28 protein-coding genes and 1 tRNA gene are annotated in these 26,950 nt (G+C 71.4%); 11 read left to right on the top strand and 18 right to left on the bottom strand.

From position 1 onward, the window contains the following. Window positions 1-10: 10 nt before the first annotated feature. On the top strand, window positions 11-2,329 hold the full coding sequence (locus L3i22_RS50230; RefSeq protein WP_221330548.1) for a bifunctional polysaccharide deacetylase/glycosyltransferase family 2 protein: 2,319 nt from the start codon (window positions 11-13) through the stop codon (window positions 2,327-2,329). Between the two features lie 52 nt (window positions 2,330-2,381). Here the strand turns inward: L3i22_RS50230 and L3i22_RS50235 are convergent, their stop codons facing one another. Continuing rightward, window positions 2,382-3,626, bottom strand: coding sequence for a GAF domain-containing sensor histidine kinase (locus L3i22_RS50235; RefSeq protein WP_221324449.1), 1,245 nt, complete (start codon window positions 3,624-3,626; stop codon window positions 2,382-2,384). 143 nt (window positions 3,627-3,769) lie between these two features. Between L3i22_RS50235 and L3i22_RS50240 the strand changes: the two genes are divergently transcribed. Next, window positions 3,770-4,282: a DUF2199 domain-containing protein gene (locus L3i22_RS50240; protein ID WP_221324450.1), complete on the top strand. Its 513-nt coding sequence runs from the start codon at window positions 3,770-3,772 to the stop codon at window positions 4,280-4,282. A 249-nt stretch (window positions 4,283-4,531) separates the two neighbouring features. Here the strand turns inward: L3i22_RS50240 and L3i22_RS50245 are convergent. The 6 genes from L3i22_RS50245 to L3i22_RS50270 all read right to left on the bottom strand — a co-directional run bounded on the left by L3i22_RS50245 (window position 4,532) and on the right by L3i22_RS50270 (window position 10,923). After that, window positions 4,532-4,608 (bottom strand) — tRNA-Ala (locus L3i22_RS50245). A 360-nt stretch (window positions 4,609-4,968) separates the two neighbouring features. Further along, window positions 4,969-5,727: a hypothetical protein gene (locus tag L3i22_RS50250; protein ID WP_221324451.1), complete on the bottom strand. Its 759-nt coding sequence runs from the start codon at window positions 5,725-5,727 to the stop codon at window positions 4,969-4,971. A 112-nt stretch (window positions 5,728-5,839) separates the two neighbouring features. Beyond that, window positions 5,840-6,475, bottom strand: a complete 636-nt coding sequence (locus tag L3i22_RS50255) for a GNAT family N-acetyltransferase (RefSeq protein ID WP_221324452.1) — start codon at window positions 6,473-6,475, stop codon at window positions 5,840-5,842. Beyond that, the gene (glp, locus tag L3i22_RS50260) at window positions 6,476-7,786 is read right to left on the bottom strand and encodes a gephyrin-like molybdotransferase Glp (protein WP_221324453.1); all 1,311 of its coding nucleotides are present in this window, start codon (window positions 7,784-7,786) and stop codon (window positions 6,476-6,478) included. It abuts the gene before it with no gap. Continuing rightward, window positions 7,783-8,694 carry a UTP--glucose-1-phosphate uridylyltransferase gene (locus L3i22_RS50265; protein ID WP_221324454.1) on the bottom strand — a complete coding sequence of 304 codons (912 nt, stop codon included), beginning with the start codon at window positions 8,692-8,694 and terminating at the stop codon, window positions 7,783-7,785. The genes glp and L3i22_RS50265 overlap by 4 nt, the downstream gene beginning before the upstream one ends. A gap of 60 nt (window positions 8,695-8,754) precedes the next feature. After that, entirely contained in the window at window positions 8,755-10,923 is a 2,169-nt protein-coding gene (locus tag L3i22_RS50270; RefSeq protein ID WP_221324455.1) for a diguanylate cyclase, read from the bottom strand. An 80-nt stretch (window positions 10,924-11,003) separates the two neighbouring features. On the opposite strand from L3i22_RS50270, the gene L3i22_RS50275 reads away from it, so the two are divergent. The 3 genes from L3i22_RS50275 to L3i22_RS50285 all read left to right on the top strand — a co-directional run bounded on the left by L3i22_RS50275 (window position 11,004) and on the right by L3i22_RS50285 (window position 13,046). Continuing rightward, window positions 11,004-11,630, top strand: a complete 627-nt coding sequence (locus tag L3i22_RS50275; RefSeq protein ID WP_221324456.1) for a 5-formyltetrahydrofolate cyclo-ligase — start codon at window positions 11,004-11,006, stop codon at window positions 11,628-11,630. A gap of 270 nt (window positions 11,631-11,900) precedes the next feature. Further along, window positions 11,901-12,287, top strand: coding sequence for an FmdB family zinc ribbon protein (locus L3i22_RS50280; RefSeq protein WP_221324457.1), 387 nt, complete (start codon window positions 11,901-11,903; stop codon window positions 12,285-12,287). 231 nt (window positions 12,288-12,518) lie between these two features. Continuing rightward, window positions 12,519-13,046 (top strand): hypothetical protein, encoded by a 528-nt coding sequence (locus L3i22_RS50285; RefSeq protein ID WP_221324458.1) that lies wholly within the window; start codon window positions 12,519-12,521, stop codon window positions 13,044-13,046. A 299-nt stretch (window positions 13,047-13,345) separates the two neighbouring features. Here the strand turns inward: L3i22_RS50285 and L3i22_RS50290 are convergent, their stop codons facing one another. Continuing rightward, window positions 13,346-13,525 (bottom strand): hypothetical protein, encoded by a 180-nt coding sequence (locus L3i22_RS50290; RefSeq protein ID WP_221324459.1) that lies wholly within the window; start codon window positions 13,523-13,525, stop codon window positions 13,346-13,348. Window positions 13,526-13,589: 64 nt separating this feature from the next. On the opposite strand from L3i22_RS50290, the gene L3i22_RS50295 reads away from it, so the two are divergent. Further along, entirely contained in the window at window positions 13,590-13,922 is a 333-nt protein-coding gene (locus L3i22_RS50295) for a translation initiation factor 2 (RefSeq protein WP_255657733.1), read from the top strand. A gap of 138 nt (window positions 13,923-14,060) precedes the next feature. Here L3i22_RS50295 and L3i22_RS50300 read toward each other — a convergent pair whose 3' ends face one another. Next, window positions 14,061-14,489 (bottom strand): DUF2231 domain-containing protein, encoded by a 429-nt coding sequence (locus tag L3i22_RS50300; protein ID WP_255657734.1) that lies wholly within the window; start codon window positions 14,487-14,489, stop codon window positions 14,061-14,063. 210 nt (window positions 14,490-14,699) lie between these two features. Between L3i22_RS50300 and L3i22_RS50305 the strand changes: the two genes are divergently transcribed. Further along, complete coding sequence (locus L3i22_RS50305; protein WP_221324462.1) at window positions 14,700-15,131, top strand: Fur family transcriptional regulator; 432 nt, start codon at window positions 14,700-14,702, stop codon at window positions 15,129-15,131. Window positions 15,132-15,138: 7 nt separating this feature from the next. After that, a complete protein-coding gene (locus L3i22_RS50310) occupies window positions 15,139-16,008 on the top strand; it encodes an oxygenase MpaB family protein (protein ID WP_221324463.1) in 870 nt (289 codons plus the stop codon). Here L3i22_RS50310 and L3i22_RS50315 read toward each other — a convergent pair. The 7 genes from L3i22_RS50315 to L3i22_RS50345 form a co-directional block, all read right to left on the bottom strand. Further along, the gene (locus L3i22_RS50315) at window positions 15,943-16,821 is read right to left on the bottom strand and encodes a PD-(D/E)XK nuclease family protein (protein ID WP_221330549.1); all 879 of its coding nucleotides are present in this window, start codon (window positions 16,819-16,821) and stop codon (window positions 15,943-15,945) included. The genes L3i22_RS50310 and L3i22_RS50315 overlap by 66 nt on opposite strands. Before the next feature lie 95 nt (window positions 16,822-16,916). Next, entirely contained in the window at window positions 16,917-17,534 is a 618-nt protein-coding gene (locus L3i22_RS50320) for a MarC family protein (RefSeq protein WP_221324464.1), read from the bottom strand. Window positions 17,535-17,585: 51 nt separating this feature from the next. After that, complete coding sequence (locus L3i22_RS50325; RefSeq protein ID WP_221330550.1) at window positions 17,586-18,440, bottom strand: PHP domain-containing protein; 855 nt, start codon at window positions 18,438-18,440, stop codon at window positions 17,586-17,588. Beyond that, window positions 18,437-19,252, bottom strand: coding sequence for a PH domain-containing protein (locus tag L3i22_RS50330; RefSeq protein WP_221324465.1), 816 nt, complete (start codon window positions 19,250-19,252; stop codon window positions 18,437-18,439). Before L3i22_RS50330 ends, L3i22_RS50325 begins: the two co-directional genes overlap by 4 nt. A gap of 9 nt (window positions 19,253-19,261) precedes the next feature. Continuing rightward, entirely contained in the window at window positions 19,262-19,420 is a 159-nt protein-coding gene (locus L3i22_RS50335) for a hypothetical protein (protein ID WP_221324466.1), read from the bottom strand. A 107-nt stretch (window positions 19,421-19,527) separates the two neighbouring features. Next, window positions 19,528-20,202 (bottom strand): DUF6758 family protein, encoded by a 675-nt coding sequence (locus tag L3i22_RS50340; protein WP_370644323.1) that lies wholly within the window; start codon window positions 20,200-20,202, stop codon window positions 19,528-19,530. A gap of 61 nt (window positions 20,203-20,263) precedes the next feature. After that, entirely contained in the window at window positions 20,264-20,896 is a 633-nt protein-coding gene (locus L3i22_RS50345; protein WP_221324467.1) for an RNA methyltransferase, read from the bottom strand. A 477-nt stretch (window positions 20,897-21,373) separates the two neighbouring features. Here L3i22_RS50345 and trxA point away from each other — a divergent pair, with 477 nt between their 5' ends. The 3 genes from trxA to L3i22_RS50360 all read left to right on the top strand — a co-directional run bounded on the left by trxA (window position 21,374) and on the right by L3i22_RS50360 (window position 24,732). After that, window positions 21,374-21,796, top strand: a complete 423-nt coding sequence (gene trxA, locus L3i22_RS50350) for a thioredoxin (RefSeq protein ID WP_221324468.1) — start codon at window positions 21,374-21,376, stop codon at window positions 21,794-21,796. Window positions 21,797-21,929: 133 nt separating this feature from the next. Continuing rightward, complete coding sequence (locus L3i22_RS50355) at window positions 21,930-23,855, top strand: intein-containing Rv2578c family radical SAM protein (RefSeq protein ID WP_221324469.1); 1,926 nt, start codon at window positions 21,930-21,932, stop codon at window positions 23,853-23,855. A 469-nt stretch (window positions 23,856-24,324) separates the two neighbouring features. Then, window positions 24,325-24,732, top strand: a complete 408-nt coding sequence (locus L3i22_RS50360) for a CoA-binding protein (RefSeq protein ID WP_221324470.1) — start codon at window positions 24,325-24,327, stop codon at window positions 24,730-24,732. A 485-nt stretch (window positions 24,733-25,217) separates the two neighbouring features. Here L3i22_RS50360 and L3i22_RS50365 read toward each other — a convergent pair whose 3' ends face one another. Both L3i22_RS50365 and L3i22_RS50370 read right to left on the bottom strand, forming a co-directional pair. After that, window positions 25,218-26,153: an SDR family NAD(P)-dependent oxidoreductase gene (locus tag L3i22_RS50365; protein WP_221324471.1), complete on the bottom strand. Its 936-nt coding sequence runs from the start codon at window positions 26,151-26,153 to the stop codon at window positions 25,218-25,220. 134 nt (window positions 26,154-26,287) lie between these two features. After that, window positions 26,288-26,932: a hypothetical protein gene (locus L3i22_RS50370; RefSeq protein WP_221324472.1), complete on the bottom strand. Its 645-nt coding sequence runs from the start codon at window positions 26,930-26,932 to the stop codon at window positions 26,288-26,290. Window positions 26,933-26,950 lie beyond the last annotated feature (18 nt).

The raw sequence follows: 26,950 nt of genomic DNA on the forward strand, positions 1-26,950 counted from the left end.
GCCCCGGGTGATGCTCGCCTCGCTGCTGCTCGGGCTCTTCGTCGCGGTGCTCGTGGTGCAGGCGTACATCAACTCCGAGTTCACCGCCGACCACAAGGAGACCGAGGTCGGCGACCAGGCCGGCGTGCCGTTGTCGATCCGCGGCGGGGGGCCGATCATCAACACCACCGGCGGGCAGGAGAGCACCAGCCGCCTGCCGGACCGCACCATCGCGCTCACCTTCGACGACGGCCCCGACCCCACGTGGACCCCGAAGGTGCTGGAGGTGCTGCGGGAGAACGACGCCCACGGCACGTTCTTCGTGGTCGGCTCGCAGGTCGCCCGGCACCCGGCGCTGGCCAAGGACATCGTCACCGACGGCAACGAGCTGGGCCTGCACACGTTCACGCACCCGAACATGCAGCTGCTTGCCCCGTGGCGGCGGCACCTGGAGCTGTCCCAGAACCAGACGGCCATCGCCCGGGCCACCGGCGTGCACACCAACCTGGCCCGGTTCCCGTACTCGTCGAAGGCCGACGCGATCGACGAGACCAACTGGAAGATCGTCAAGGAGGCCGGCCAGGCCGGCTACCTGGTCGTCGTCAACGACCTGGACAGCGAGGACTGGCAGCGCCCCGGGATCGACCAGATCCTGCACAACGCGATGCCGGCCGGCGAGAGCTCGGCGATCATCCTGTTCCACGACGCCGGCGGCGACCGCGCGCAGACCGTCGCGGCGCTGGGCAAGTTCATCCCGATGATGAAGGCCCGCGGCTACCGGTTCACCACCGTCACCGAGGGCCTGAACCTGGGCATCGAGGAGCAGGCCGCGGCGGTCAAGGAGGGCCGGGCGCCGGAGAGCACCTCGGTCATCCCGACCCTGCCGGAGAACCCGCCCGCGGCCCGCGGCGACGAGTGGCGCGGCGCCGGGCTGATCTGGACCGTACGCCTGGCCGACGGCCTGGTCACCGTCGTCGCGGCGCTGTTCGTCGTGGTCGGGCTGCTGACCATCGGCCGGACCGCGCTGCTGTTGCTGCTCGCCACCCGGCACGCCCGGCAACGACGGAAGGCGAGCTGGAGCTGGGGCCCACCGGTCACCGACCCGGTCTCGGTGATCGTGCCCGCCTACAACGAGAAGGAGGGCATCGAGGCCGCCGTCCGCTCGCTGGCGCTCGGCGACTACCCGGTGATCGAGGTGGTGGTCGTCGACGACGGCTCCACCGACGGCACCGCCGACATCGTGGACCAGTTGCGCCTGCCCAACGTCCGGGTGGTCCGGGTCCCCAACGGCGGCAAGCCCAACGCGCTGAACACCGGCATCGCGCTGGCCCGGCACGACCTGATCGTCACCGTCGACGGCGACACGATCTTCGAGGAGGACTCGATCCGCCGGCTGGTCCAGCCGTTCGCCGACCCGACGGTCGGCGCGGTGGCCGGCAACGTCAAGGTCGGCAACCGGTCCAGCCTGGTCGCGACGTGGCAGCACATCGAGTACGTGATCGGCTTCAACCTGGACCGCCGGCTGTACGAGACGCTGAACTGCATGCCGACCGTGCCCGGCGCGATCGGCGCGTTCCGCCGCGAGGCGCTGACCAAGGTCGGCGGGGTCAGCGACGAGACGCTCGCCGAGGACACCGACGTCACCATGGCGATGTGCCGGGAAGGCTGGCGGGTCGTCTACGAGGAGCACGCCAAGGCGTGGACCGAGGCGCCGACGACGCTGGAGCAGCTCTACCGCCAGCGGTACCGATGGAGCTACGGGACCATGCAGGCGATGTGGAAGCACCGCCGGGCGCTGTTCGACAAGGGCCCGTCCGGGCGCTTCGGCCGGGTCGGCCTGCCGTTCCTCGCGCTGTTCGGGGTGGCGCTGCCGATGCTCGCGCCGGTCGTCGACATCATGCTCGTCTACGGTCTGGTCTTCTGGGAGCTGCAGGAGACCCTGATCGCCTGGCTCGGCATGCTGGCGCTGCAGCTGTTCACCGCCGCGGTGGCGTTCCGCTTCGACCGGGAGCCGCTCAAGCCGCTCTGGCGTCTGCCGTTGCAGCAGTTCGCCTACCGCCAGCTGATGTACCTGGTGCTGATCCAGAGCGCGACCACCGCGATGACCGGCGGGCGGCTGCGCTGGCACAAGCTGAACCGGACCGGGCTGACCGCACAGCCGGCCACGCCCCCACCGCCGCCCCCGGCCCCGACCCCGGCCCCGCCGCCGGCGGCCAGTGCACCGGTGGCCCCGGCCGTGGACAGCTGGCCGCCCACCGTGCGGGAGGTGCCCCGGCAGCAGCAGCCGATGGGCCGGGCGTCCGCCCCGCCGACCACTCCGGCGGTGCCGTCCCGGGCCTACCGGGATTGAAAGAGCCACGCCCGCGTCCCATCGACCTGCAGCCGGTGGGACGCGGGCGTTTCTATGCCACTGCCAGATCCCGGAGCAGCTCGTCCGGCGTCATGTCGGCGTACGGGAACACCACGTGCAGTGACGTCCCGTCCCCGGGCCGGTCGGAGAGCGCCACCGTCGCGTGGTGCGCGTCCAGGATCCGCTTCGCCACGGCCAGCCCGCGGTCCGGGCCGGGCACGTCAGCGGGGTTCGCGATCGCGCCGTAGTACAGGTGCGGGAACAGGTCCGGGCGCAGCCCGTCGGGCAGGTCCATGTCGTCCAGGCGCACGGTCGGCCCGGACTCCATCTCGGTGCCGACCCGGACCCGGCCGCCCTCCGGTGTGTACTTCACCGCGGCGAACAGCAGATGGGTCAGCACCTGCTCGAGCCGGACCGGGTCGGCGATGATCGGCAGCGACGGGCCGCCGGCCTGGTTCAGGATCCAGATGTGCTTGCTGGCCGCGATCGGGCGGACCGCCTCCACGGCCCGCTGCGTCACCCGGGTCAGGTCGCACTGGCGCATGTGCAGGCTGTCCCCGCCCAGCCCGGCCTCGGCCATCTGGGTCAGGTGCTCGATCAGCTCCCGGAAGCCCCGGCAGTGCGCGGCGGCGGCCCGCCCGACCAGATCGGCCAGCTCGGCGTCGTGGTAGCCGGTGTGGCCGAGGTTGTCGAGATACGACCCGATCAGCCGCAGTGACGAACGCAACTCCCCGCCGACCAGTCCGGCGATATCGTCCTTGTGGCGCTCCAACTCCTGGAGCCGGGCCGTCGTGTTGGCCAGCGCGTACGCGTACCGCCGCAACTCCAGCTGGGCGGTCACCTGCCGGGCCAGCGCGCGCAGCGCTTGCTGCTGCTCCATGGCCAGCCGGCGCGGCTCGGTGTCCATCACGCAGAGCGTGCCGAGCGCGAACCCGTCGGTGGTCATCAGCGGCGCCCCGGCGTAGAACCGGACCCCGTCAGAAGCGGTCACCGCCGGGTTGTCGGCGAAGCGCAGGTCGGCCCGCGCGTCCGGCACCATCAGCAGATCCCGGCCGAGGATCGCGTGCGCGCAGAACGACACTTCGCGGGTGGTCTCGATGAAATCCGAGCCGGTCCTGGCCTTGGCCCACTGCCGATCCGCGTCGACCAGGCTGACCATGGCCATCGGCGTCTCACAGACACTCGCGGCCAGCGCGACGATGTCGTCGAAGTCCTTCTCCGGCGGGCTGTCCAGGATGTCGAGCGAGTAGAGCGCGGCCAGCCGCTCGATCTCGTTGTCGGGTAGCGGTGCTTTCATTACGGTCACCTCCGAGACTTGCTACAGAGGTATCACGCAAAAGTAGCGTCCTTCACATTTCGCCCAAATCCCGCGTCGAACTGGTGTGACTTTGGCCGACGCGCCACTGATCACTCAAGGTCACGGCCGTATGCTTCGCGGCCATGAACACCGACGAGTTCGCGTGCGGCACGTGCGGCTCGACACACAGCGGCCCACCGCTGAGCTTCGCCGCACCGGCCCCGGACTTCTGGCTCCCGGAACTGGCCGAGGCCGAAGGTTGCCTGCTGGACACCGATCTGTGCGTGATCAGCGGCGAGCGGTTCTTCATCCGCGGCCTGATCGAGCTGCCCGTCTGGGACACCGGCGACGTCTTCACCTACAGCATGTGGGTCTCGCTGAGCCGCCCGAACTTCACCCGGGCCGTCGACGTCTGGGAGTCCGCCGGGCGGGAGAACGAGCCCCCGTACTTCGGCTGGCTCTCCAACGAGATCGCCGGCTACGAGCCGACGACCCTCAACCTCAAGACCAACGTCCACACCCGCGCCGTCGGCCAGCCCCCATACATCGAGCTGGAGCCGACCGGCCACCCCCTCGCCATCGAACAGCGCGCCGGAATCTTCCGCGCCCGGGTCGAGGAGATCGCCAGCTTCCACCTCCACCGCGACCAGATCTGAAACCCTCAAGATCTTTTTTGCCTCGGTCCGCCGGGGTACAGATCGTCGCTCCCGCGGGGACCCTTCCGGTCTTCGCAGGGCGCTGGCGCGCCCAAAACGCAAAGCCCTACAGGGCGACGTCCGAGGGTGGGCACGGTCTACCCCAAAACCCCGGCCGGCAGCCCCCGCGTGACAGCAAGACCGCCTCGCGGACATCGGCGTGACAGCAAAAAGGCTGCCTCGGGAAGACCCGAAACAGCCTAAAGATTTTGGTGGAGCTGTGGGGATTTGAACCCCAGACCCCCTCGATGCGAACGAGGTGCGCTACCAGACTGCGCCACAGCCCCTGGTCGGTCCTCGGTGAGGCCTTCACCGTGGAACCTCCGAAAGGCTAACAGGTCCCCCGCCACCCCCGCGAACCACCCCTCCGAAAAACCCGACACCGTCCGCACACCGCAGAGCTTCCGCACAGAGCCGACCCCACGCCGCAGACCATTCCAAGGGTGGCCGGTGCCGGTTTTTAGGACCGCAACCACCCTCGGACGTCGCCCTGGAGGGCTTCGCGTTCAGGGCGCGCCAGCGCCCTGCGAAGCCCGGAAGGGTCCCCGCGGGAGCGACGATCAGTTATTGGCCGCAGCCGAGGCAATAAAGCTCTTGAACTTGATCCGCAACGGCGGAAATCGCACGCCGCGCGGTGTCCTAGCTGGTCAGGCCGTGTGGTTGCGGCCGCCGGCCTCGTAGGGGCGGCCGCGCAGACCGCCGCGCCGGCGGTAGGAGACCGAGCCGCCGTTGGCCGCGACCGGCAGGTCGGACGGTTCGCGGTCGAGGCCCATCGCCGCACGCCGGACCGCTTCCTTCTGGGCGGTGAGCCGGCGCTGGGCCTCGCGGCGCGCGGCGGCCCGGCGGGCCTGTTCGCGGCGGACCTCGGCCTGGCGGGCGGCCAGCCACGCCGCCTCGCGGGCCTGGACGCGGCGGCGCCGGCGGTCGATCAGGGCCCGGTTGCGCAGGTGCACCAGGTAGAGCCCGAGGAGCGTGCCGGTGACCGCGAAACCGATCCAGAAGCCGGGCCCGACGGCCAGCACACCGACCAGCTCGATCGCGTTGAGCAGGGCCAGCGCGGCGAACACCCGGCGGCGGCGGACGACCGCGGGAGTTCCGCGGCGGCGCGGCACGCGGCGGTGCGGGCGGCGGCCGGTGACCAGGCGCAGGCGGCGCTGCGGTGGCGGGGTCGCGGATTCACCCGATGGGGCGGGCAGCGTAACCGTAACCAGGCGGGCGGGGTTGATCGGTCGGCGTCCGGGCACAGTACGTCGACGGCGCTGGCGTTGGAGCACCCGCGCCGTCGACGACGCCCGTTCCGCGGCGAGGCGCTCGGTGGCGTCGTACCGGCGAACCAGCGCCGGGGCGAGGGCGAGCAGCCCGGCCGCGGCGAGGACGGCGAGGAGCACCGAGGTCGGCACCCTCACCCCTTTCGTTCCGCCACGACAGATCAGAGGAAAAATGACACGACGAATGCGAGGTTACGGGCGGTAGCGGGGATATTTCGCGCGCCGCGCCGAACCCGTATCGACGCCTAGATCACTTGGCGGCGCGAACGCGCTTCCACCGGGCCAGCAGGCCACCCTCGACGGCTACCTCTTCGCTGGTCATCGAGTACCCCAGGTGATCGCGCCAGCCGCCGTCGATGTGCATGTAGCGCTGGTGGTACGCCTCCTCGCGGAAGCCCAGCTTCTCCACCACGCGACGGCTCGGCCCGTTCTCCGGGCGGATGTTGACCTCGATGCGGTGCAGGCCGCCGGGCCCGAACGCGTGGTCGACGGCGAGTGCCAGCGCGGTCGGGATCACGCCGCGGCCGGCCACCCGGTAGTCGACCCAGTAGCCCGCGTACGCCGACGCGAACGCCCGCCGCACGATGTTGCCCAGGTTCACGTGCCCGACCAGGCGTTCCCGGCCGTCCTCGAGCAGGCAGACGGCGAACGGCATGCTGTCGCCGCGCCGGGCGGCCCGCTTCATGTCGCGGTAGACGTAGCCGTACGCCCGGGTCGAGTTCATCTCCGCCCACGGTCCGGGCGGCGCCGACTCCCAGGGCGCCAGCCAGGCCTGATTGGCGATCCGCACCTCGGACCAGGCCCGCGCGTCAGAGCGCTTGTACGGCCGTAGCAACACCGGCCCGTCCGCCAGCACAGCGGGCCAGCCGGGGGTCGCCCCGAGCATTCATCGCCTCCGGTCGAGCAGCAACACGTCCACGGTCGAGCCGGCGGCCGCCGTGGTGACCCGCTCACCGAGCACCAGCAGTCCGTTGGCCTCGGCCAAACCGGAGAGAGTGTACGGCCCACCGGCGAGCGGCTGCACAGTGTAACCACCGCCACGCCGCTCCGCGATGTGCGCCGGGCGGAACTCGCGCAGCCCGCCGGGCGACGAGATGGTCTCCAGCAGGTGGGCCTTGACGCTCGGGCGGAACACCGGCTCGGCCCCGGCCAGCAGCTGGATCGCCGGCCGGGCCAGCACCTCGAAGCCGATCAGCGCGGATCCGGGCTCGCCGGGGAGGCAGACCACCGGGACCTCCTCGCCGCCGACCGTGCCGAAGCCGAGCACGGTGCCCGGGCAGAGCGCGACGTCGGTGAACTCGACGGTGCCGCGACCGGTGCCGGGGCGAGAGAGGACCCGGCGCAGCATGTCGCCGGGTCCGGTACCGGTGCCACCGGTCGTGATGATCAGATCGGCCCGCAGCGTCTGGTCCTCCAGCAGGCCACGCAGCCCTTCCGGGTCGTCATCACAAATTCCTATTCGGTACGCCAGAGCCCCCGCCTCCACCGCGGCCGCGGTCAGTGCGTGGGAGTTGGCGTCCACCACCTGGCCGGGCTGGCTGGGCCGGCCCACGTCGACCAGCTCGTCGCCGGTGGCCACGACCACCACCCGGGGGCTGGGCCGGACCAGCACGTGACCGATGCCGGCGGCGGCGAAGGTGGCGACGAGCGGCGGCGTCACATAGGACCCGGCGGTGGCGAGCACCTGGCCGACGGCCAGTTCCTCACCGGCCCGCCGCACCCCGGAGCCGCGTTTCGGGGCGTGCAGGATCTCCACCGCGGCCATGCCCTGATCGGTCCAGTGCACCGGGACCACGACGTCGGCGCCGAGTGGCAGCGGCGCGCCGGCCGCGACCGAGAAGCAGGTGCCGGCGGTCAGCCGGACCGGGCGCCAGCTGGCCGCGCCGAGGTCGCCGACCACATTCAGCCGGACGCCGCGGGCCGGGTGGTCGAACTGGCCGAACGACGGGTGCGAGCCGATCCGCCCGGCGCCGGCCAGGTCCTCCCAGCGGGCCGCGTAGCCGTCGACCGCGGCCTGGTCGAACGCCGGGAACGGGTGCGGCGCGATCACGTCGGCCGCGAGCACGTTCCCGTGCGCCTGGGTGAGATCGAGGTCGAGCGGAGGCAGCGCCCGCAACCTGCGCAGCACGCTGCCCAGGTACTCGGCGAGAGGCATCAGCTCGTTGGCGGCCGCCTCGGCATCGGCCGTAGCGGTCATCCCTTCTGACCACCGACGAAGTCGGTGAGCCAGGCCCGGAACTCCGCGCCCAGGTCGGCCCGCTGCGCGGCGAGCTGGACGACGGTCTGCAGGTAGCCCAGCGGCTGGCCGGTGTCGTACCGGATGCCGCGGTAGACGATGCCGTGCACCGGGGTGCCGGCCTCCAGCAGCGTGGCCATCGCGTCGGTCAGCTGGATCTCGCCACCGCTGCCGGGCTTGGTGTCGGCGATCACCTCGAAGATCTTGCCGGGCAGGATGTACCGGCCGACGACGGCCAGGTTGCTCGGCGCCTCGCTCGGCGCCGGCTTCTCCACCAGGCCGGTCACCTCGACGACGCCCTCACCGAGGTCGGACTCGCGCACCGAGGCGATCCCGTAGCGGGACGTCTCCTCCGGCGTGACCTCGATGAACGCGAGGACGATGCCGCCGGTGCGGGCCTGCAGGTCGAGCATGTCCGGCAGCAGCGGGCTGCCCTCATCGACGAACTCGTCGCCGAGCAGCACCGCGAACGGGTTGTCGCCGACGTGCGAGGCGGCGGTGCCGACCGCGTGCCCGAGCCCGAGCGGCTCACCCTGGCGGACGGTGTAGATGTCGGCGAGCTCGCTGGTCCGGCGGACCGCGGCGAGCCGCTCCAGGTCGCCCTTCTCCTCCAGCCGCTGCTCCACATCGGGGCGGCGGTCGAAGTGGTCGACCATCGAGGTCTTGCCGCGCCCGGTCACCAGCAGCACGTCGGTGATCCCGGCCGCGGCCGCTTCCTCGACGATGTACTGCAGGACCGGCCGGTCGACGACCGGTAGCAGCTCCTTCGGAACGGCCTTGGTGGCGGGCAGGAAACGCGTCGCCATGCCGGCCGCCGGGATCACCGCTTTCACCGCGCGCTTGCCAGACCCTTGCGCGTTCGTCGTCATCAGTCACCGCACCTTTGCTGGATCGTGCCCGGCCGTATCACTCGCACGCATGCCGCGAGACTATCGGCCGAGAGCGCGTCTCGGCTGTTGTGGCCCGCTTCCCGCCGGGGCGGGATCGAAATTCCCCTCGGAGGTACGGGACGAAACGCTCTCCGCGAGACGATACGTATCGCGGCCCGCGTTCTTCGCCGCGTACAGCGCCTCGTCGGCGGCGTCGAGCACGTCCTGCGCGGTGGCGCCGTGCTCGGGGAAGACCGCGATACCGATCGAGACGGTCACCGGAATGCGGTCGGCGAGCCCGGGGCGCCGCGGGTCGATGTGCACCGGCCGATCCCGGACCAGGGCGCCGAGCCGTTCGGCGACGATCACCCCGCCGTACGCGTCGGTCTCCGGCAGCAGCACCACGAACTCCTCCCCGCCCTGTCGGAACGCCACGTCCACCTCGCGCAGGCCGACCCGGATCCGCCGGGCGAACTCGCCCAGCACCTGGTCCCCCGCCGGATGCCCGTACGTGTCGTTCACGTCCTTGAAGTGGTCGAGGTCCAGCATCAGGACGGTGAGCATCCGGCCGAACCGGTTCGCCCGCTCCACTTCCCGGCGCAGCACCTCGCGCAGATAACGGTAGTTCCACAGCCCGGTGAGCGGATCGGTCAGCGACAATCTCTGCGCCTCCTCGTGCATCCGCACGTTGTGCACGGCCACCCCGGCCTGCCCGGCGAAGGTACGAAGAGTCCGCAGGTCGGCGTCGTCGAACGCGGGACTGCCGAGCCGGTCGTAGAGCGCGAGCACGCCCAGCACCCCCGGTCCCGGCTCCGCGTCTTCACCCGAAGGTGGCGCGCAGATCGGCATCGCGAGGTACGACTGGCAGGCCGGCTCCTCCGCCCCGGTGCCGGTGCCGCCGCGCAACGGGGTGCCGGACGCGGCCACCGCCCCGAGCACGCCCCGCCCGGCCGGCAGCCGGCGTTGCGCCAGCTCGGCGGGGGTGAGGTCCCAGTCCCCGGTCAGCCCGGCGCCGCAGCGGGCGGCCAGCGACCCGTCGGCCGGATCGACCAGCAGCACCAGCCCGGCCCGCGCGCCGGTGGCGGTCATCGCGGTGCGCAGGATCACCGGCAGGATCCGGTCCAGGTCGTGGGTGCTGGACAGGGTGTCCCCGAGGATCGCCAGGTGCCGCCGCAGCTGGTCGCGGCTGGCGGTCAGCGCCTGCACGTAGGACTGCAGCTCCCGGGTCATCCGGTTGAACGTGCCGGCCAGCCGGCCCAGCTCGTCGGGCCGCGGGATCGGCACCCGGGTGTCCAGGTCGCCGTTCGCGACCCGGTCGGCGGCCCAGGCGAGATCCCCGAGCGGCCGGGTGGTGGAACGCGCCAGCCACCGCGCCGCGACCACCGCGACGGCCGCCGTGACCAGCACGATCAGCGGGATGATCGCGTACCGGAAGGTGGGCTCGGCCGGCGCCACACTCAACGTCAGCGGCAGCGGCTGCCCCGGCCCGGCCGCGACTCGTCGCACCGCCCCGACGGCCTTCCGATCCTGGACCGCCGCGGTGCCGGGCCCGGCCGGAGTGTCGAGCGCCACCGTGACATCGGCGGCGTCGGCGAGGCGGCGCAGCAGGGCGGAGTCGACCGGCCGCGCGGCGAGCACGCTCACGCCCGCCGCCTGCGCGGACGCGGCCAACGCGGTGACCTGCGTCCCGCCCGGCGCGGCGCAGTCCTGCCAGCCCACCTGGACCACCGGCTCCTGGGCGGTCACCGCGCCCGGCAGCCCGATCCGCGGCATGGGCACATCCGCCGCAGACCCGTCCGCCGCAGACCCGTCCGGCGCAGGCACTCCCTGCGTGGGGACGCCCTGCGTAGGCACCGCCTGCGTGGGCGCATCCGGCGGGGAGGCTTCCGGGGGCACGGCGGCGCGGGCCCGCCGGGCCAGGTCCGCCGGGCCGGCCGACTCCGCGCCGGTGAACCGGATGTCCACGGCCAGACCGCGGGCGATCAACTGGTCGGCGACCGCGGCGCGCGCGTCCGCCGGGACCACCGCGACCGCGTCGGCCGCCGCCTGCAATTGCCCACAGATCGCCCCGACCGCCGCCTGGACGGTCGTCACCGCATGATCGAGACGCTCGTTCGTCCGCTCACGGCTGACCGCCGCGACGGTCAGCGCGACGAAGATGGAACCGAGCAGGACCGGACCGAGCACGACCACCAGGAAGGCGCTGGTGAGTCGGCCACGTAATGTCACACATCCTCCCGGGAGTGGCCTCTTTGGAGCGATGCTGACATAGTGTGCACCGTTTGCCGCTTTTCAAAAGGGGGTGTTGCATGTCGGATTTAGCTGGCGCCGCGGAAAAATCACCCCACAACAAGATCACGCTGCGCACACAGCTACTTACCGCCCGTCGATCGCTTTCGGCCACCGACCGCTCGGACGCAGCCCGTCAACTTCAAGATCAAACCCTTGCTCTCGTACGGCGGAAGACCCCGTCCACCCTCGCCGCCTACGTCCCGTCCGGATCCGAGCCCGGTGGCCCCGACCTGCCGGACGTACTCCGCGCCGCCCTTCCCCCGGGCGGCCGCCTGCTCCTGCCGGTCCTGCTACCTGACAACGATCTGGACTGGGCCGAGCACACCGGCACCCTCACCACCGGCCGGCGTGGTCTCCTGGAGCCGATCGGCCCCCGGCTCGGCGTGACCGCTCTCCGCTCGGCGGACCTGATCCTGGTCCCCGCCCTCGCCGTCGGCCGCGACGGTCTCCGCATGGGCCGTGGCGGCGGCTCCTACGACCGGGCCCTGTCCCGCCTGCTCACCCCGGCCGGGTCACCCGGACCACTGGTCGTGGCGCTCCTGCACGACCACGAAGCTCTCGACGAGGTCCCGGCCGAACCCCACGACCGCCCCGTCCACGGCGTGATCACTCCCACGGCCGGCTTCACCCCTCGCCCCGCCTAGGGGGCGCGTCGTTCGTTACACAGGCGGCGGACCGAAACCGCGAGCGCGTGATTCGTCACAACCGTCACACCCCGGGATTGCCGGCCGGGAGCGCGTGATTCGTCACAACCGCCGCACCCCGGGATTGCCGGCCGGGAGCGCGTGGTTCATCACATCCGCAGGCACGCCGGGGCCTCAGCCCGAGGCCGGAGTGGACGAATTGACCTCCGATGCCGCAACATTGGCACTCGGAGTTGGCGAGTGCCAGCAGCCGACAGATCCGGAGGAGCCGTGCCTACCTACCAGTACGCCTGCACCGAGTGCGGTGAGCAACTCGAAGCCGTGCAGTCCTTCTCCGACCCGGCGCTCACCGAGTGCCCGAACTGCGAGGGCAAGCTCCGCAAGGTCTTCAACTCTGTCGGCATCGTCTTCAAGGGCTCCGGCTTCTACCGCAACGACTCCCGCTCCGGCAACGTGAGCGCGGAGAAGTCCGGCACGGAGAAGTCGGGCGCGGAGAAGCCGAGCGGCACCGGCGACACCCCGGCGAAGAAGACCGAGACCGCCCCGGCCGTCTCGACCAGCAGCTCCTCGTCGTCCACGAGCAGCGGCTCGTCCTCGTCCTCCTCGTCGTCGAGCTCCAGCGGCGGCTCCGGAGCGAAGGCCGCCGCGGCCTCCTGACCGCTGTGAACGCAAGGGCGTGCCGGATCACGGCACGCCCTTCGTCGTACCCAAATCGCTGTTGTCTTGTCAAAAATCGGCCTCGCCGCGCGTGAGCCAAACCTAGCCCCGCCGGACGCCGCGCCTTCGGTTATCCACAGCGCGAAGTTGTCCACAGGGCCGGCCGCGGCCGTTCCGGATTTCGCCTAGCCTCGCCCGCCTGAACATCGCCAAGGGCAGGGAGGCGGAGCGATGGGAAGATCCCGCGATCAGGGCGAACGTCTGGATCCGGTGCGATGGCGCCCGAGCCGGGGCGGTCTGCTGCGGCTCGCCGCGATAGCGGTCCTGCTGGTCACTGCGGCCGGCCTGGTCTGGTTCCGCTCGGCGGTCGAGCCGTGCGCGGTTCCGGTCACCGCCGCGACGGCCGCTGCCGACAGCACCGCCGCCGCCGGGAGCACCGCTGCGGCCGCTCTTGACCGGGGCGCCGCGCCGCAGGTCAGCGGCAGACCGGCGATCCCCACGGGGCGGGTCGGGGTGCCGGTGCGACTGGCCGATCCGACCGCGCTGTCCCTGGTCCACCCAGGCAACCTGGTCGACCTGCTACGGCTCGACAACGAGGGCGACAGCACCCGGATCGCGAGCGCCGCGCTGGTCCTCGACGTGACCGGCGCCGATGATCCGATGACCGGTGGGCTGCTGCTGGCGCTCGCTCCAGAGCAGGCCGGGCAGGCGGTCGCCGGGCAGGGCCACGGCTTCGCCATCCTGATCCGTCCCGGCTGACACCCGTGCACGCGGAAACCAGCGCACGAGCGAAGCCGAGCCTGTGCCGTCCGCACTGACACCCGCGCACGACCGAAGCCGAGCCTGCGCCGTCCGCACTGACACCCGCGCACGACCGAAGCCGAGCCTGCGCCGTCCGGGCCGAAACCCGCATGCCGACGCCCGCGCGGGAGCGAAGCCCAGCCTGCTCCGCGCGGGTGATCGCCCGCGCGGAAACTTGCGCGCGGGCGAGAGCGGGTGAAACACGACCGCCGACGGGTCAACGCGACCCGTCGGTGAGCCGGCGAGATGCCGGAATGTCAGCCCCAGTGCGGCGGGCGGTCCTCGAGCAGGCGATCGTCGTTGGAGGTGCCACGCTCACCCCAGCCACGCTCGGTGTCGTCACGAGTCTGGTCGGGCAGCAGCGGCTCTTCCTCCGACTCGAAATCCACCACGCGCTCGGCGTCGTTGTCCCGCTCGGGGCCATCGAGGATGTCCACGCCTAGAAGGGTAAGCCGACATCGCTTCGGCCGTCGTCCCCCTCCGGCTGTACCGTCGGTGAACGTGAGCTCCCCCACCAGTGGACCGGACGGCGACGCGTACTGGCAGCGGCCCGAGCCCGGCGCCGAGTCGCTCGGCCGCCCGCCTCAGGACCAGCCCGCCACCCCCGAGGCGCCGGCCTATCCCGGCCCGCCCCGGACGGACCCGCCGTCGCCGCACTGGCGCCCGCCGACGATCGCCACGCCACCCCCGCCACGCCACATGCCACCCCAGGACATGGACGCGATCGACGAGGCCGAGGGCTCGGCGCGGACCGTGACCTATGGGGTCGGCCTGGTCGCCGGCGCGATCGCGCTGATCCTGATCTGCCTGCTCTGCGGCCGCTCCCTGCTCTGACCAACAGCTCCCGCAGCGACAGCCCGACAGCCCGGCGGTTTCAAAGAGCGACAGCCCGCAGTTTCACCAGCGACAAACGACGACGCCGCCGGGTCCATCGACCCGGCGGCGTCGCGACTGCCATGCGAGACCGGCCCGTCAGTAGGTACCCCAGACGGCGGTCGCCCCCGAGTCCCCGGTCTTGAAGACGTAGTACCCACTCCCCGCCGCCAGCACCAGCGTCAGCACGATGAAGGCCAGGTTCGCCACCACCGGCAGCTTCCGCCCCGCCCGAAGGGTCAGCGCCACCATGATCAGGCTGACGATGCCGAGCCCCAGCACGAACCAGAACGTCATCGAGCCGAAGTGCATGTGGTCCGCGAGGATCTGCTTGCCCTTGGGCGAGAACGTCGAGAGCTTGCTGTCGTAGAGCTTCTGGCCGGATTCCTTGGCGACGAACGTGGCGACCGGCGCGGCGATCGCGAGCAGCCCGACCGCCCAGCCGAGCTTTGGACGCCACGACGCCGCGAGCGCGTAGACCACCGCACCGATGGCGAGCAGCGGCACGAACACCACCGCGAGGTGCAAGACAAGAATATGTACGGGCAAGCCGTTGACCTGGTCGAACACTTTTCCTCCTGGGTCCGGGGTGATCGCTAGCTTAGAGTTGCCTGACGGCGCAAACATCCCCTCGTCAGGAACTACCTCGGAAATCCGATTCCGGTTCAGTCACGGACCAGGGGATCTGTGACTTCTCTGAAGGTTGGGGAAACCGCCCCGCCGTGCTGTCATGGACGCATGTCGACGGGTGAGGAACTGCTCCGCACGCACGGCCTGCGGGTCACCCGCCCGCGGCTGGCCGTGCTCGAGGTGCTGACCGGCGGCGGGCACCTCGAGGTGGACGAGATCGCCCGGCGGGTCCGCTCACGGCTCGAGTCCGTCTCCACCCAGGCCGTCTACGACGTGCTCGGCGCGCTCTCCCGGGCCGGCCTGGCCCGGCGGATCGAGCCGGCCGGCAGTGCCGCCCGGTTCGAGGCCCGGGTCGGCGACAATCATCATCACATCGTGTGCCGGGGTTGCGGCGCGATCGCCGACGTCGACTGCGCGGTCGGCGAGCGGCCCTGCCTGGCGCCGAGCGAGAGTCACGGCTTCGCGCTGGACGAGGCCGAGGTGACGTTCTGGGGGCTGTGCCCCGACTGCCAGGGCAGACGGCTCGCCGACACGGCATGATTCACCGATGAGGGCCACGCCGCACCACCCGGACACCGGGCTCTTCGGGCCGGACTCGATCACCTGGAAGCTGCACCGCGAGCCGATCGTGATGCTCGGCGGGCTGCGTTCGCTCTACCTGCAGGCACTCCATCCGCGCGCCGTCGCGGGGGTTGCCCAGAATTCCGATTACCGGTCGGACATGTGGGGCCGCCTGGCCCGCACGGCCGACTACGTCGCCACGGTGGTCTACGGCAGCACCGCCGACGCCGAGCAGGCCGGCGCCCGGCTGCGCCGGGTGCACTCGAGGCTCAGCGGCACCGATCCCCGGACCGGGGAGAGGTTCCGCGTCGACGACCCCGACCTGCTGCGCTGGGTGCACGTGGCCGAGGTGGAGTCGTTCCTGACCACCGCGCAGCGCGCCGGGCTGGGCCTGACCGCGGCCGAGGTCGACGCCTATTACACCGAGCAGTTGCGGTCCGCCGTGCTGGTCGGCTTGGACCCGGCGACCGTGCCGGCCACCGCCGCCGAGGTGGCGGCCTACTACGCGATGATGCGCCCGGAGCTGGGGCTGACCCGGGACGGCGCCGAGGCCGCGTTCTTCGTGACCGTCCCGCCGGCCCCGGACATCCGGGGCGGCCGGGCGCTGCGGCTCGGCCTCACGCTCGGGCCGCCGCGCTGGGCCTACCTCGGCCTGGCCGGCACCGCGATCGGCCTGCTGCCGCCGTGGGCCCGCAAGTTGTACGGCGCGCCGGGCTGGCCCACCGCCGATCTGGCGGCCGGCCTCTCCGCCCGTGGCCTGCGCGCCCTGCTGGCCGGCGTCCTGGCGGTGCTACCGCCCGGTTACCGCATCTCCCCGGCCCATCGGGCCGCCCTGGCTCGGGCCGGTTTGGCCTAGGTGCTCGACGGCGGCCCACGGCTCCTTGCCCGTCACGCCGGTCGCCGCCGGGCACGACTTCCGGAAATCGCACCACGCGCACAACGCGCCCGGGCTCGGCGGGAACGCCTCGTCCGGATCCGTCCCCGCGGCCACCGCCTTCTCCGCGGCGATGATGTCCTGCGCGGTCTCCTCGGCCCGCCGCACCTGCCGGGCCAGCGACTCGTCGGTGTGCTCGTGCACCGCCGTCGTCCCGGTCGGCAGGTGGTGCAGCTCGACCCGATAGCACGGCCGGCGGAACACCCGCTGGGCCGCATACGCGTACAGCGCCAGCGCCTGGGAGCCGCGCGCGTCGTCGGCGTCCAGCCCACTGCGGCCGGTCTTGTAGTCGACGATCACCGCTTCCGGCCCCTGGGGGCCGACCCGCGCGTCGATCCGGTCGGCCCGCCCGTTCAGCGCGAGGACCGAGGTCTTGGCGGCGACCACCCGCTCGACGCCGAGCGGCTCCTCCTCCGGGTCGAGGGTCGCGACGTAGGTCACCAGCCAGTCGAGCGCCTTCCGGTACGCCGCGCGCTCCAGCTCGACGTCCCGGTAGCCCTCCCGCACCCAGGTGCTCTTCAGCAGCGTGGGCAGCGCCTCCGCGGAGCGCCGCTCGGGCGGCAGGGCATACCAGTTCTTCAGGGCGGTGTGCACGCTCGCGCCCAGGGAGTTGTGCGCCCAGGGCGGGCCCTTGGGCGGGGAGGGCCGGTCGACATACGAATATCGATACCGCCGGGGGCAGTCGAGGTAGGCCCCGAGCTTGCTCGGGGTGCAGACGAACAGTTTCTCGGGCATCCCGGCGAAGCCGAGTTGCTCGGGGACGGCGGCGGCACGGTTCCTGGTGGGAGGCACGCGACAATCCTGCCAGCCCCCTCCGACAAAAAAGAAAGTCAGAACCGTGGGGCGTACAACTGCACGAAGGCGAAGATCGCGTCCGCGATGAGCTGCACCGCGATGGCCGCCAGCAGCAGACCGGCGATCCGGGTGAGCACCTCGATGCCGGCCGGGCGCAGCAGTCGCACGATCAGCCCGGAGAAGCGCAGCACCAGCCAGACGGTGGCCATCACGGCCAGGATCGCGGCGCCCAGGATGAGGTACTCGTCCATGCTCTTGGCCCGCTGCACGAACAGCATGGTGGCGACGATCGCGCCCGGGCCGGCCAGCAGCGGCGTGCCGAGCGGGACGAGCGCGACGTTGCTGGTGCCGGCCGCTTCCTCGGGCTCGTCGGTCTTTCCGGTGAGCAACTGCAGCGCGACCAGCACGAGCAGCAGACCACCGGCCGCCTGCAGGGCCGGCAGCTGCACGTGCAGGTAGTCCAGCAGGGTCTGGCCGGCGACCGCGAACCCGATGATCACGCCGAGGGCGAGCAGCACCGCCTGGGTGCCGGCCCGGTTGCGGGCCTTCGCGGGCATGGCGCCGGTGAGGGCGAGGAAGACCGGGACCATGCCGGGCGGGTCGACGATCACCAGCAGAGTCACGAAGAACTCGCCGAACAGCTTGAGATTCACCCGATCAAGGTAGGTGCCGGGGCTCGCCCGCGCAGGCTGGTGCGGCGATCGTCACCCGAGGACGGGCACTCCGGTGGCGGCGGCGACGATCTTGTCGTACATCTCCGGGGCGGTTCGGTTGGCACCCAGGCGCACTGTCTTGTGCGTACCGTGAAAATCGGACGAACCAGTAACCGCCAGGCCCAACCTCTCGCCCAGCGACCGGATTTCCGCCCGTTCCGCGGGCGAGTGGTCCTCGTGGTCGGCCTCCAGGCCGAACAGGCCCGCATCGGCCAGCTCGACGATCAGCTCATCCGGCACCACGCGACCGCGCTTCGTCGCCCGGGGATGTGCGAAAACCGCCACCCCGCCAGCCGCACGCACCGCGGCGACAGCTTCAAAAACATCAAGATCCGATTTGGGTACGAAGTACCGCGCGCCCAGCCAGTCCGACGCGAACGCCTCGTCGGTACTGCTCACGAGTCCCGCCCGGATCAGCGCCTGGGCGATGTGCGGCCGTCCGACCGAACCGCCCGCGGCATACCCGAACACCTCGTCCCAGGTGATCGGCACCCCGTCGGCCCGCAGCAGGTCCACGATCCGCTCGCCCCGCTGCTCCCGGTCGGCGCGCAGCAGCAGCATCGCCGCGGCCAGCGCCGGATCGTCCGGATCGAACAGATAGGCCAGCAGATGCAGCGAGATCCCGGGCTGCACCCCGTGCCACCGGCAGGACAGCTCCGCGCCACGCACCAGCCGCAGTTCTGCGGGGCGCGCCGCGGCCGCCTCGGCCCAGCCGCCGGTGGTGTCATGGTCGGTGATCGCCATGACGTCCAACCCGGCAGCCGCACCTGCCCGGACCAGCTCGGCCGGGCGCAGAGTCCCGTCGCTGGCGGTGGAGTGGCAGTGCAGATCGATCCGGCGACTCAGGCGTCGTCTCCCTCGTCGTCCTTGCCGAGCCGGGCCTCGACGGCCTGCGGCTCGTACATCTCCTCGACCACGCGCAGGTAGAGCTCGTTCGGGTTGGGCAGGTGCTTGACCTCGCGGAGCGCCTGGTCCTGACCGGCCGACTCGAGCACGAACGTGCCGTAGCTGAGCATCCGGCCGAGGGCGGACTGCTCATACTTCATGTCGGTGACCCGGAGCAGGGGCATCATCGCCACCTTGCGGGTGACGATGCCGTTGACCACCATCACCCGTTTGTTGGTGAGGATGAAACGGTCGAAGTACCAGTCGAAGACCTTCCAGGCGACCCAGCTGATCACGCCGAGCCAGATCAGCACCGCGACGGTGACCATGCCGTCGACGTTCTGCCGGGTCAGGAAGCCGGCCAGGTAACCCAGCAGGAGGGTCGCGCCCGCGCCGACACTCAGCGGGAGGGACAGGTGGATCCAGTGCCGCTTCCACTCACCGCGATAGCGCTCGGTGGGGAACAGGTAGCGGGCGACCAGTGTGGTCGGTTCATCCTCCAGGGGGAGGAAGCGCCGCGGCCCGCCGCTGCGGTCGAGGCCTTCCAGCTCCTCCTCGGTGAAGACCGGGGACTCGTACTGGTCGGCGTCGTCGAACTCGTCGCCACGCCGCGCACGGGCGGTGAACCGCTCGTCGTCCGGATAGGTCTCAGCCGTCGTCCGACCAGGATCGGTGTCCTCGAACGCGGGGTCCCGATATCCGAAGGCCTCATCGTCGTCCCGAGGGCGCTGGGCGCCCTCGCCTCGCGGGTCGCGCGGCTCACCAGGATCCATATACAGATGCTATGCGACGAGGTCGGTGAAGAAGGTGCCGAAGCCTCGTGCGATATCAGCGATCGTGCCTCCGAGTGACTCGAAGACGGCCGCCGCCGCTCTCGGGTTGAAGGCGATAAAGAAGATCAAGAACGCAATACCAAGCCAGGTGAGCACCTTCTTGATCATGGCGGGCCTTCTCCTCTGGTGCGGGTGACAATCAGCGCCGCGGCAGTACTGACGGTATCAGCTCAGTAGCTTCGTGTGAACAAAGTGCCCGGAAAGCCCATTGCCGGTCAGACACGACCGTGCAGATACGGCGAGGGAGCTCCGAACACGAGCTCGGGCGGCACGCCTTCGGAGAGGTCGTCCAGGACGACATGCTCCGCGAGGAGATAGCCCGCGCTTGCGGGCCACGCTACCGCATAGAGCCAGATTCCTTTTGCCTCACTCACGTACGCGCTGCGGTCCTCCGGGGACTTGACACACCAAAGTGGAGTGGGATGGCCGCCCACTTTGATCTTCGCGTGCGGCCCGGCGCTCGCCCGGCAGTCCGCGATCGTCTCGGACAACAGGTGACCAGGGTCGATACCGGGGATTCCGGCGAAGCGGTTGCCCAGTCCGACGCCCGGCTGCTCGGCGATGAAGACGAGGTCGGCCGGCCCGCCGCCGAGCGGCTCCGGTCCACTGCAGGCGAGCGCGGTGGCCCGCACCCCGGACCGGTCGTCGCCGGCCCAGCCCACCCCGGTGACGGTCCAGCCGGGCGGCAGCGGCCAGGGCCCCCAGAGCGGCATCCGCTCCGCGCCCGAGGCCGATTCCCGCAGCACCGTCCCGACGATCTCCGCGCTGATGTGCTCGGCAACGTGGAACGGCGGAACGTCGCCACAGTTGTCGCAACGCCAGTTGCTGTGCATCAGATCCGGCTTCCGGACCTGAGCAGCGCATCTGGGGCAACTCACGGTGACACCCACACTCCATACCGTGCGGGTCCGGCGGGCCGCCGTCAAGCGGATCGGCAGAAGACCCCGAAGCTCAGACGGGTGGTGGGCCGGCGTGCTCGCGGATCCAGGCGTGCATCGCGATCCCGCTGGCGACGCCCGCGTTGATCGATCGGGTGGAGCCGTACTGAGCGATCGAGAACAGCTGCGAGCACGCCTTCCGCGCCGTGTCGGAGAGCCCCGGCCCCTCCTGCCCGAACAGCAGCACGCACCGCCGGGGCAGCGTGACGCTCTCCATCGGCCGCGAGCCGGGCAGGTTGTCGATGCCGATCACCGGAATACCCGCGCCGGCCGCCCAGGTCACGAAGTCGTCGATCGTCGGGTGATGCCGCACGTGCTGGTAACGATCGGTGACCATGGCGCCCCGCCGGTTCCACTTGCGCAGGCCGACGATGTGCACCTCGGCGGCGAGGAACGCGTTGGCGTTGCGGACCACCGTGCCGATGTTCAGGTCGTGCTGCCAGTTCTCGATCGCGACGTGGAAGTCGTGGCGGTGGGTGTCCAGATCGGCGATCACCGCCTCGCGACTCCAGTACCGGTAGCGGTCCACCACGTTGCGCCGGTCGCCGGCCGTCAGTAACTCGGGGTCGTAGTGCTCACCGACGGGCCATTCGCCCACCCAGGGGCCCACGCCGACCTCGGTGGATTCGTCCTCGCCTGCGGTCATGGGGCGTTAGGCTACCCATCCGGCGCGGAAGCTCTCACGCGGCCGGGAATCACTCGCCCGGGCAAACCGGGGGGAGACGCAATGAGCGGCGGGGCCCTCCCCGGCACCCGCCGCCCACGCTCTGTTGGGAAAGAGTTTGCCTCACCGTCCGTATCCATGTGAAGGAGTTTCGGATGTGACGCAGCTCACATTTAGGTTTATTAACAGTTCCTTATGTCGCGTGGGCGCGTTCCCACAGGCGACACACAGCCAGGGCAAATACCCCAGATGACGTGATCATGGATAGATCGCACACCTGGCCAGTGTCGGCAACCTGACACCGTACGCCTACTATCAGTTACTATGGTGGCTCCAAGGTCGCCGAGCCCGCCCGCCGAAGGTGCCGTAGGACACGTGTCGCGGCGTCCGCAGCGGGAATGGTGAACGGGTACCCGGAGTTTCACCCGACGAAAGCGATTCCCGCAGACGGAGGCAGCAATGGCGACGGTTACGCTGACCACAGCGAACTTCGACGAGGTCACCAGCACGGACGGCATTGTCCTGGTCGACTTCTGGGCCAGCTGGTGTGGCCCCTGTGTGCGCTTCGCGCCGACTTACGAGCGCTCCTCGGAGAAGCACACCTCGATCACCTTCGGCAAGGTGGACACCGAGGCCGAGCAGGCCCTGGCCGCCAAGTTCGACATCCGGTCGATCCCGACCATCATGGCGGTCCGCGACGGCATCGTGGTGTTCGCCCAGCCGGGCGCGCTTCCCGAGTCCGCGCTGGAGAGCCTGATCGAGAAGGTCGAGCAGCTCGACATGGACGAGGTGCGCGAGCAGGTGGCGGCCCACAAGAAGGGCCACGAGCCGCAGGCACGCAGCACCGAGGAGCCGGCCGCGGCGAGCGCCGCAACAAACTGACCAGCTGAAACATCAGGCCCGCGGACCGCTTACGGTCCGCGGGCCTTTCTGTTTTCCACAGCGGTACGCCGTACGTGTCCACAGTCTCCGGAAGCGGTGGACATGATCTCGAACGTGTGTTCGAATGTCCGCCATGCGATGGTCCAACCTGTCGGCGCACGCCGACGACGGCTCGCTCCCGGACAGGGCAGCGTCGGCGGCTCCACCCCTGCCGCTGGCGCTGCCCGGTGCGACCGTCCGCACCTTCGACACCCCCGGGTTCGCCGGCATGACGTTCTACGAGATCCGCGCGAAGTCGCTGATCAACCGGGTCCCCGGCGCCTCCCGCGTGCCGTTCGAGTGGACCGTCAATCCCTATCGTGGCTGCTCCCACGCCTGCACCTACTGCCTCTCCGGCGACACCCCGATCCTGCTCGCCGGCGGCTCGACCCGGCGGCTCGCCGAGATCCGCCCGGGTGATTCGGTGATGGGCACCATGGGCGCCGGCCCGCACCGGCGCTATGTGCCGACCACCGTGCTCGACCACTGGGCCACCAGCAAGCCCTCGTTCCGGGTCACCCTCTCCGACGGCACCCGCCTGGTCTCCAGCGGCGACCACCGGTTCCTCACCGACCGCGGCTGGCGCTACGTGAGCCCGTCCGAGCCGCACCAGCCGACCCTCGCGATCGGCGACCTGATGTTCGGGGTGGGCCACTTCGCCGAGTCGCCCAAGGAGTCGCCCGACTACCAGTCCGGCTTCCTCTGCGGTCTGCTCCGGGGGGATGCCGCCAGCCGAGCCGCCCGCGAGGGGGACGCCTGGATCCGCGCCGACAGCTATCTCGACGACGTCTCCCTTCCGGACGCCCTGCGCTGGCCCGAGGCGCCCTCCGGGGAGTGGTACAAGGGCTTCCTGGCCGGCGCGTTCGGCGCGGTCGGCCGGTCCGAGCGGCTCGCCGTCGCGTTCGAGAGCACCGACCGCATCTACCTGCGCTGGATCACCGAGGCGCTCACCCACCTCGGCCTGACCAGCCGTACCCCGGTGCCCTGCCGGGCCGGGCGCCCCGGCCGCGTCGAGACCGGCCGTGACCTCTGGTCCGCGCTGCGCTTCCGCCACCTCACCGGCGTGCTGGACGCCCCACTGGACGCGTCCGGCGTCGGGGTCCGCGCCGACCGCCGGCTCGCCGTGGCCGACATCGAGGATCTCGGGCTCACCCTGCCGCTGTTCGACATCTCCACCGGCACCGGCGACTTCATCGCCGACGGCGTGGTCAGCCACAACTGCTTCGCCCGGGGCACGCACAAATACCTCGACCTCGACCCGGGCCACGACTTCGACAGCCGCATCGTGGTGAAGGTGAACGCCGGCGACCTGATCCGCCGTGAGCTCGCCGCCGCCCGCTGGTCCGGCGCCCCGATCGCGATGGGCACCAACGTCGACGTCTACCAGCGCGCCGAGGGGCGCTACCGGCTGATGCCGGAGATCCTGGCCGCGCTGCGCGACCACGCCAACCCGTTCTCGATCCTCACCAAGGGCACACTGATACTGCGCGACCTGGAGCTGCTCACCCAGGCCGCCGCGGTGACCGACGTCAGCCTGGCCTTCTCGGTCGGCTTCGTCGACGAGCAGGTCTGGCGCTCGGCCGAGCCCGGCACGCCCAGCCCACGCCGCCGCCTCGACGCCGTCCGCCGCCTGACCGACGCCGGCTTCTCGATCGGCGTCCTGCTGGCCCCGATCCTTCCCGGCCTCACCGACACCGAGGAGTCCCTCGACGAGACCGTCGCCGCCATCGCCGCGGCCGGCGCCACCAGCGTCACCCCGATCCCGCTGCACCTGCGCCCCGGCGCGAAGGAGTGGTATGCGGCGTGGCTCGCCCAGGAACATCCCCACCTCGTCCCCCGCTACCGGGAGCTGTTCGCCGACGGCGCCTACTCCCCGCGCACCTACCAGGACGAGCTGTCCGCCCGCGTCCGCATGGCCGCCCGCCGCCACGGCCTCCACCGCCCCACCCCGGCCCAGATCCGCACGGTCCCCACCCCGGAGTCGCCCATCCCCCAGTCCAGCCAGCTCACCCTCCTCTAGCCCAGCCGCCCCGCCCCACGTCACCCTCGCCCCCACGTCACCCCTGCCCCACATCACCCCTGCCCCACGTCACCGTCGTCTCGGCCCCACCCCACCCGCGTCACGGCATCGCACCAACCAACGCGGGACCGCGGCCGATCCGACCAGACAGGCGCAGCAAGGCCGGCCCGAGCGGACAGGGCCTGACGCCGCGGCTGCGCCACCCGGCGGCGGTGCCGCACGCCGCAGCGCCGCGCGAGGCCCCGGCCGGATTCGCGGCAGCCGGCCGGCCACGGCGGGCTCGGCTGGCCCCGGCGGGCTCGGCTGGCCCGGGCTGGCCCGGCGGAACCGGGCTGGCCCCGGGCTGGCCCCGGTGGGCTCGGCGGCGGGATCCCGCTCGCTGTCGTGTCGGCCGCGGCCCTTCGGGGCCGGGTGTGAGGGAGGGATCAGGCACGGGCGGATCGCAGTGGGGCGTGGCTAGAGTCGAGGCATGCGGAGTGCTCGGCAGATCTTGGCGGATGCGAATGTGATCGCGGTGGTCGGCGCTTCGCGGGATCCGTTCAAGGCGGCGCACTCGGTGCCGCTGCAGATCCTGCGGCACGGGTGGCGGATCATTCCGGTGAATCCGTTCGTCGACGAGGTCTTCGGGGTGAAGACCGTGCCTACGCTGGCCGATCTGGACGAGCCGGTCGACCTGGTCAACATCTTCCGGCCGGCCCGGGATGCGGTCGACGTGGTCCGGCAGGCCGTGGCGATCGGGGCGCCCGCGGTGTGGCTGCAGAGCGGCATCGTCTCCGCGGAGGCGCGCCGGATCGCCGCGGAGGCCGGCATCGACTATGTCGAGGACCGCTGCCTGGCCGTCGAACGAGCCGTCAACAGCCTCACCAAACATCCCTGAGCCCGCCGACCCGGCCCGCACCCGGCTGGCGCTGACGGCTCAAAACAGCAGCCCAGCCAACCCCCACCGCCAGCCGACCACGGTCAGCACAGCAGCCCGACCGGCCGTGACCGCCAGCCGACCGTAGTCAGCTGACGGTGAGGGCCGGGAAACTGGTCACGGCCGACCGCAAGCGCCAGCTGACCAGGGGCAGCTGACCCTGAGAGCCGTATGGGACCGGCTGGCAAACGGACCGACTGGCCAACGCCAACGGACCCGGCTCGGCGACGGACCAGCTGATCAGCGCGGCGGGGCGTGACGCGCAGGTCAGCTCAGCGCGGCGTGACGTGACGCGCGTAGGTCAGCTCACCGTGGCGTGGCGTGGCGTGGCGTGGCCGTGGCGTGGCGTGGCCGTGGCGTGGCGTGGCGTGGCCGTGGCGTGGCGTGGCCGTGGCGTGGCGTGGCGTGGCCGTGGCGTGGCGTGGCGTGGCCGTGGCGTGCGGAGGTCAGCGGAACTGGGCCTCGCGGACGCTGTTGCCGCCATCGACGACCAGCATCTGGCCGGTGATGTACGAAGCGGCCGGCGAGCACAGGAAAGCCACCGCCGCCGCGACCTCGTCCGGAGTGCCCGGGCGCCCTATCGGCGTACCCAAGCCTTGTTTGATCTCTGTCACCGTCGACGCGGCCGTGTAGATCGTCCCGGGGGCCACACAATTCACGTTGACCCCGTCGGCGACGAGCTCCATCGCCAGCGCCCGGGTGAGACCCACCACCCCGGCCTTCGCCGCCGCATAGGCCGCCTCGGTCGGCAGCGCGTTGACCGGCCCGGCGGTGGCGGACAGGTTCACGATCCGGCCCCAGCCGCGCTCCGACATCCCGCCGACGAACGCGCGGCTGCACAGGAACGCGGTGCTCAGGTTCCGGTCGATCTCGGCTTTCCACTCGTCGAGGGTGAGCTGGGCGACCGGGCGGAGCACCTCGGGGCTGGCCCGGCTCGCCAGGCCGGCGTTGTTGACCAGGACCTCGACGTCGCCGAGCTGGTCGGTGATGGCGTCGGCGAGCGCGCCCACCTCGGACTCGTCGGTCAGGTCGGCGACGAAGCCGATCACCCCGAGCTCGGAGGCGCGCTCGTGGATGCGCCGGGTGGTGGACACGATCGCCACCCGGGCGCCCAGGTCACGCAGCCGGCGGGCGGTCGCGTACCCGATCCCGTCCGGGCTGCCGGCGCCGGTCACCAGCGCGACCTTGCCGTCCAAACGCATCGTCACCGCGGCCTCCGCACTGGCTTCCTCGAACTCCGCCTCGACCACCTCGGGCGTGATCTCGACCGGGCGGTCGGGATCGGTGCCGGGCACGCCGGACCGGGGTGGCCGGCCGTCTGCCGGACGGGTGGCGTCACGCCGCGAGGGGCTGCCGCCGGTGGAGCGGGCGTCGAAGACCATGCGGCGATCCTGCCTGCTCCCGTCAACAGGGGCAAACATCCGCGGCCCCGTGGCGCACCCGGCGTCCCGGTCCCGTAGAAGGCCCGACCTGCGACCTCAGTATCCCGGACCCGAATTTCCGACACGCCGGAAATTCAGTCGTCGTGTTCCGGGAGTACCACCCAGGCGTCGGTGAACGGCGTGGCCGGGCCCTGTTCGACGAAGATCAGCGGCGCGCCGGCGCCGTAGTGGGCCGGCATCTCGTGGCGGGCCTTCGCCACGTCGCGGGTGCCGATCTCCAGGCCCGCGCCGTCGTGGCGGCTGCCGACCGTGACGATCCGCACACCCCGAACCGTCCAGTAGGCGAGATCGGCGACCACCCGGTCGTGCCAGAGGCCGAGTTCCGCGACGCCGTGCGCGGCGTTCCGGACCACGATGCAGTTGTCGTCGGCGGTCTCCCGGATGAAGTCGTCGAACTCGGTGGACTTCGCCGGCACCCGGTAGACGATCGCGCGGACCCGCTGCTGGTCGACCTCGAGCCCGGCGAACGTCGCCGCGAACCGCAGGCGGCCGGCCTGCTCGATCCGTTCCATGGCGGCGCTCAGCGACGGCGGGGTGACCGGCATCCGGAAGCCGCTCCGCTCGACGAATTCCGGGGCGCGGGCGAACTCGCACCCGACTGTCCGCCAACCGGCTGTCACGGCGGACGATTCCGGCTGGCCGGCGGTCTCGAACTCGCCGCAGCCGCCGATCATGAGCGCTCCGGCGAGGAGCAGCCGGCCGAGCCGTACCCGATGCATCGCATCCCTCCTCATTAC

Origin of the sequence: Actinoplanes sp. L3-i22 (assembly GCF_019704555.1) — a bacterium.
Taxonomy (GTDB): Bacteria; Actinomycetota; Actinomycetes; order Mycobacteriales; family Micromonosporaceae; genus Actinoplanes.

Excerpts from the sequence above, each read along its gene's own strand:
- L3i22_RS50305 (WP_221324462.1), top strand. The coding sequence starts at position 14,700 with ATGTCGACGGGTGAGGAACTGCTCCGCACGCACGGCCTGCGGGTCACC.
- L3i22_RS50355 (WP_221324469.1), top strand. The coding sequence starts at position 21,930 with ATGCGATGGTCCAACCTGTCGGCGCACGCCGACGACGGCTCGCTCCCG.
- L3i22_RS50275 (WP_221324456.1), top strand. The coding sequence starts at position 11,004 with ATGTCGGATTTAGCTGGCGCCGCGGAAAAATCACCCCACAACAAGATC.
- L3i22_RS50365 (WP_221324471.1), bottom strand. The coding sequence starts at position 26,153 with ATGGTCTTCGACGCCCGCTCCACCGGCGGCAGCCCCTCGCGGCGTGAC.
- trxA (WP_221324468.1), top strand. The coding sequence starts at position 21,374 with ATGGCGACGGTTACGCTGACCACAGCGAACTTCGACGAGGTCACCAGC.
- glp (WP_221324453.1), bottom strand. The coding sequence starts at position 7,786 with ATGACCGCTACGGCCGATGCCGAGGCGGCCGCCAACGAGCTGATGCCT.
- L3i22_RS50335 (WP_221324466.1), bottom strand. The coding sequence starts at position 19,420 with ATGATCAAGAAGGTGCTCACCTGGCTTGGTATTGCGTTCTTGATCTTC.
- L3i22_RS50330 (WP_221324465.1), bottom strand. The coding sequence starts at position 19,252 with ATGGATCCTGGTGAGCCGCGCGACCCGCGAGGCGAGGGCGCCCAGCGC.
- L3i22_RS50285 (WP_221324458.1), top strand. The coding sequence starts at position 12,519 with ATGGGAAGATCCCGCGATCAGGGCGAACGTCTGGATCCGGTGCGATGG.
- L3i22_RS50265 (WP_221324454.1), bottom strand. The coding sequence starts at position 8,694 with ATGACGACGAACGCGCAAGGGTCTGGCAAGCGCGCGGTGAAAGCGGTG.
- L3i22_RS50370 (WP_221324472.1), bottom strand. The coding sequence starts at position 26,932 with ATGCATCGGGTACGGCTCGGCCGGCTGCTCCTCGCCGGAGCGCTCATG.
- L3i22_RS50360 (WP_221324470.1), top strand. The coding sequence starts at position 24,325 with ATGCGGAGTGCTCGGCAGATCTTGGCGGATGCGAATGTGATCGCGGTG.
- L3i22_RS50240 (WP_221324450.1), top strand. The coding sequence starts at position 3,770 with ATGAACACCGACGAGTTCGCGTGCGGCACGTGCGGCTCGACACACAGC.
- L3i22_RS50345 (WP_221324467.1), bottom strand. The coding sequence starts at position 20,896 with ATGACCGCAGGCGAGGACGAATCCACCGAGGTCGGCGTGGGCCCCTGG.
- L3i22_RS50310 (WP_221324463.1), top strand. The coding sequence starts at position 15,139 with ATGAGGGCCACGCCGCACCACCCGGACACCGGGCTCTTCGGGCCGGAC.
- L3i22_RS50315 (WP_221330549.1), bottom strand. The coding sequence starts at position 16,821 with ATGCCCGAGAAACTGTTCGTCTGCACCCCGAGCAAGCTCGGGGCCTAC.
- L3i22_RS50235 (WP_221324449.1), bottom strand. The coding sequence starts at position 3,626 with ATGAAAGCACCGCTACCCGACAACGAGATCGAGCGGCTGGCCGCGCTC.
- L3i22_RS50230 (WP_221330548.1), top strand. The coding sequence starts at position 11 with ATGCTCGCCTCGCTGCTGCTCGGGCTCTTCGTCGCGGTGCTCGTGGTG.
- L3i22_RS50255 (WP_221324452.1), bottom strand. The coding sequence starts at position 6,475 with ATGCTCGGGGCGACCCCCGGCTGGCCCGCTGTGCTGGCGGACGGGCCG.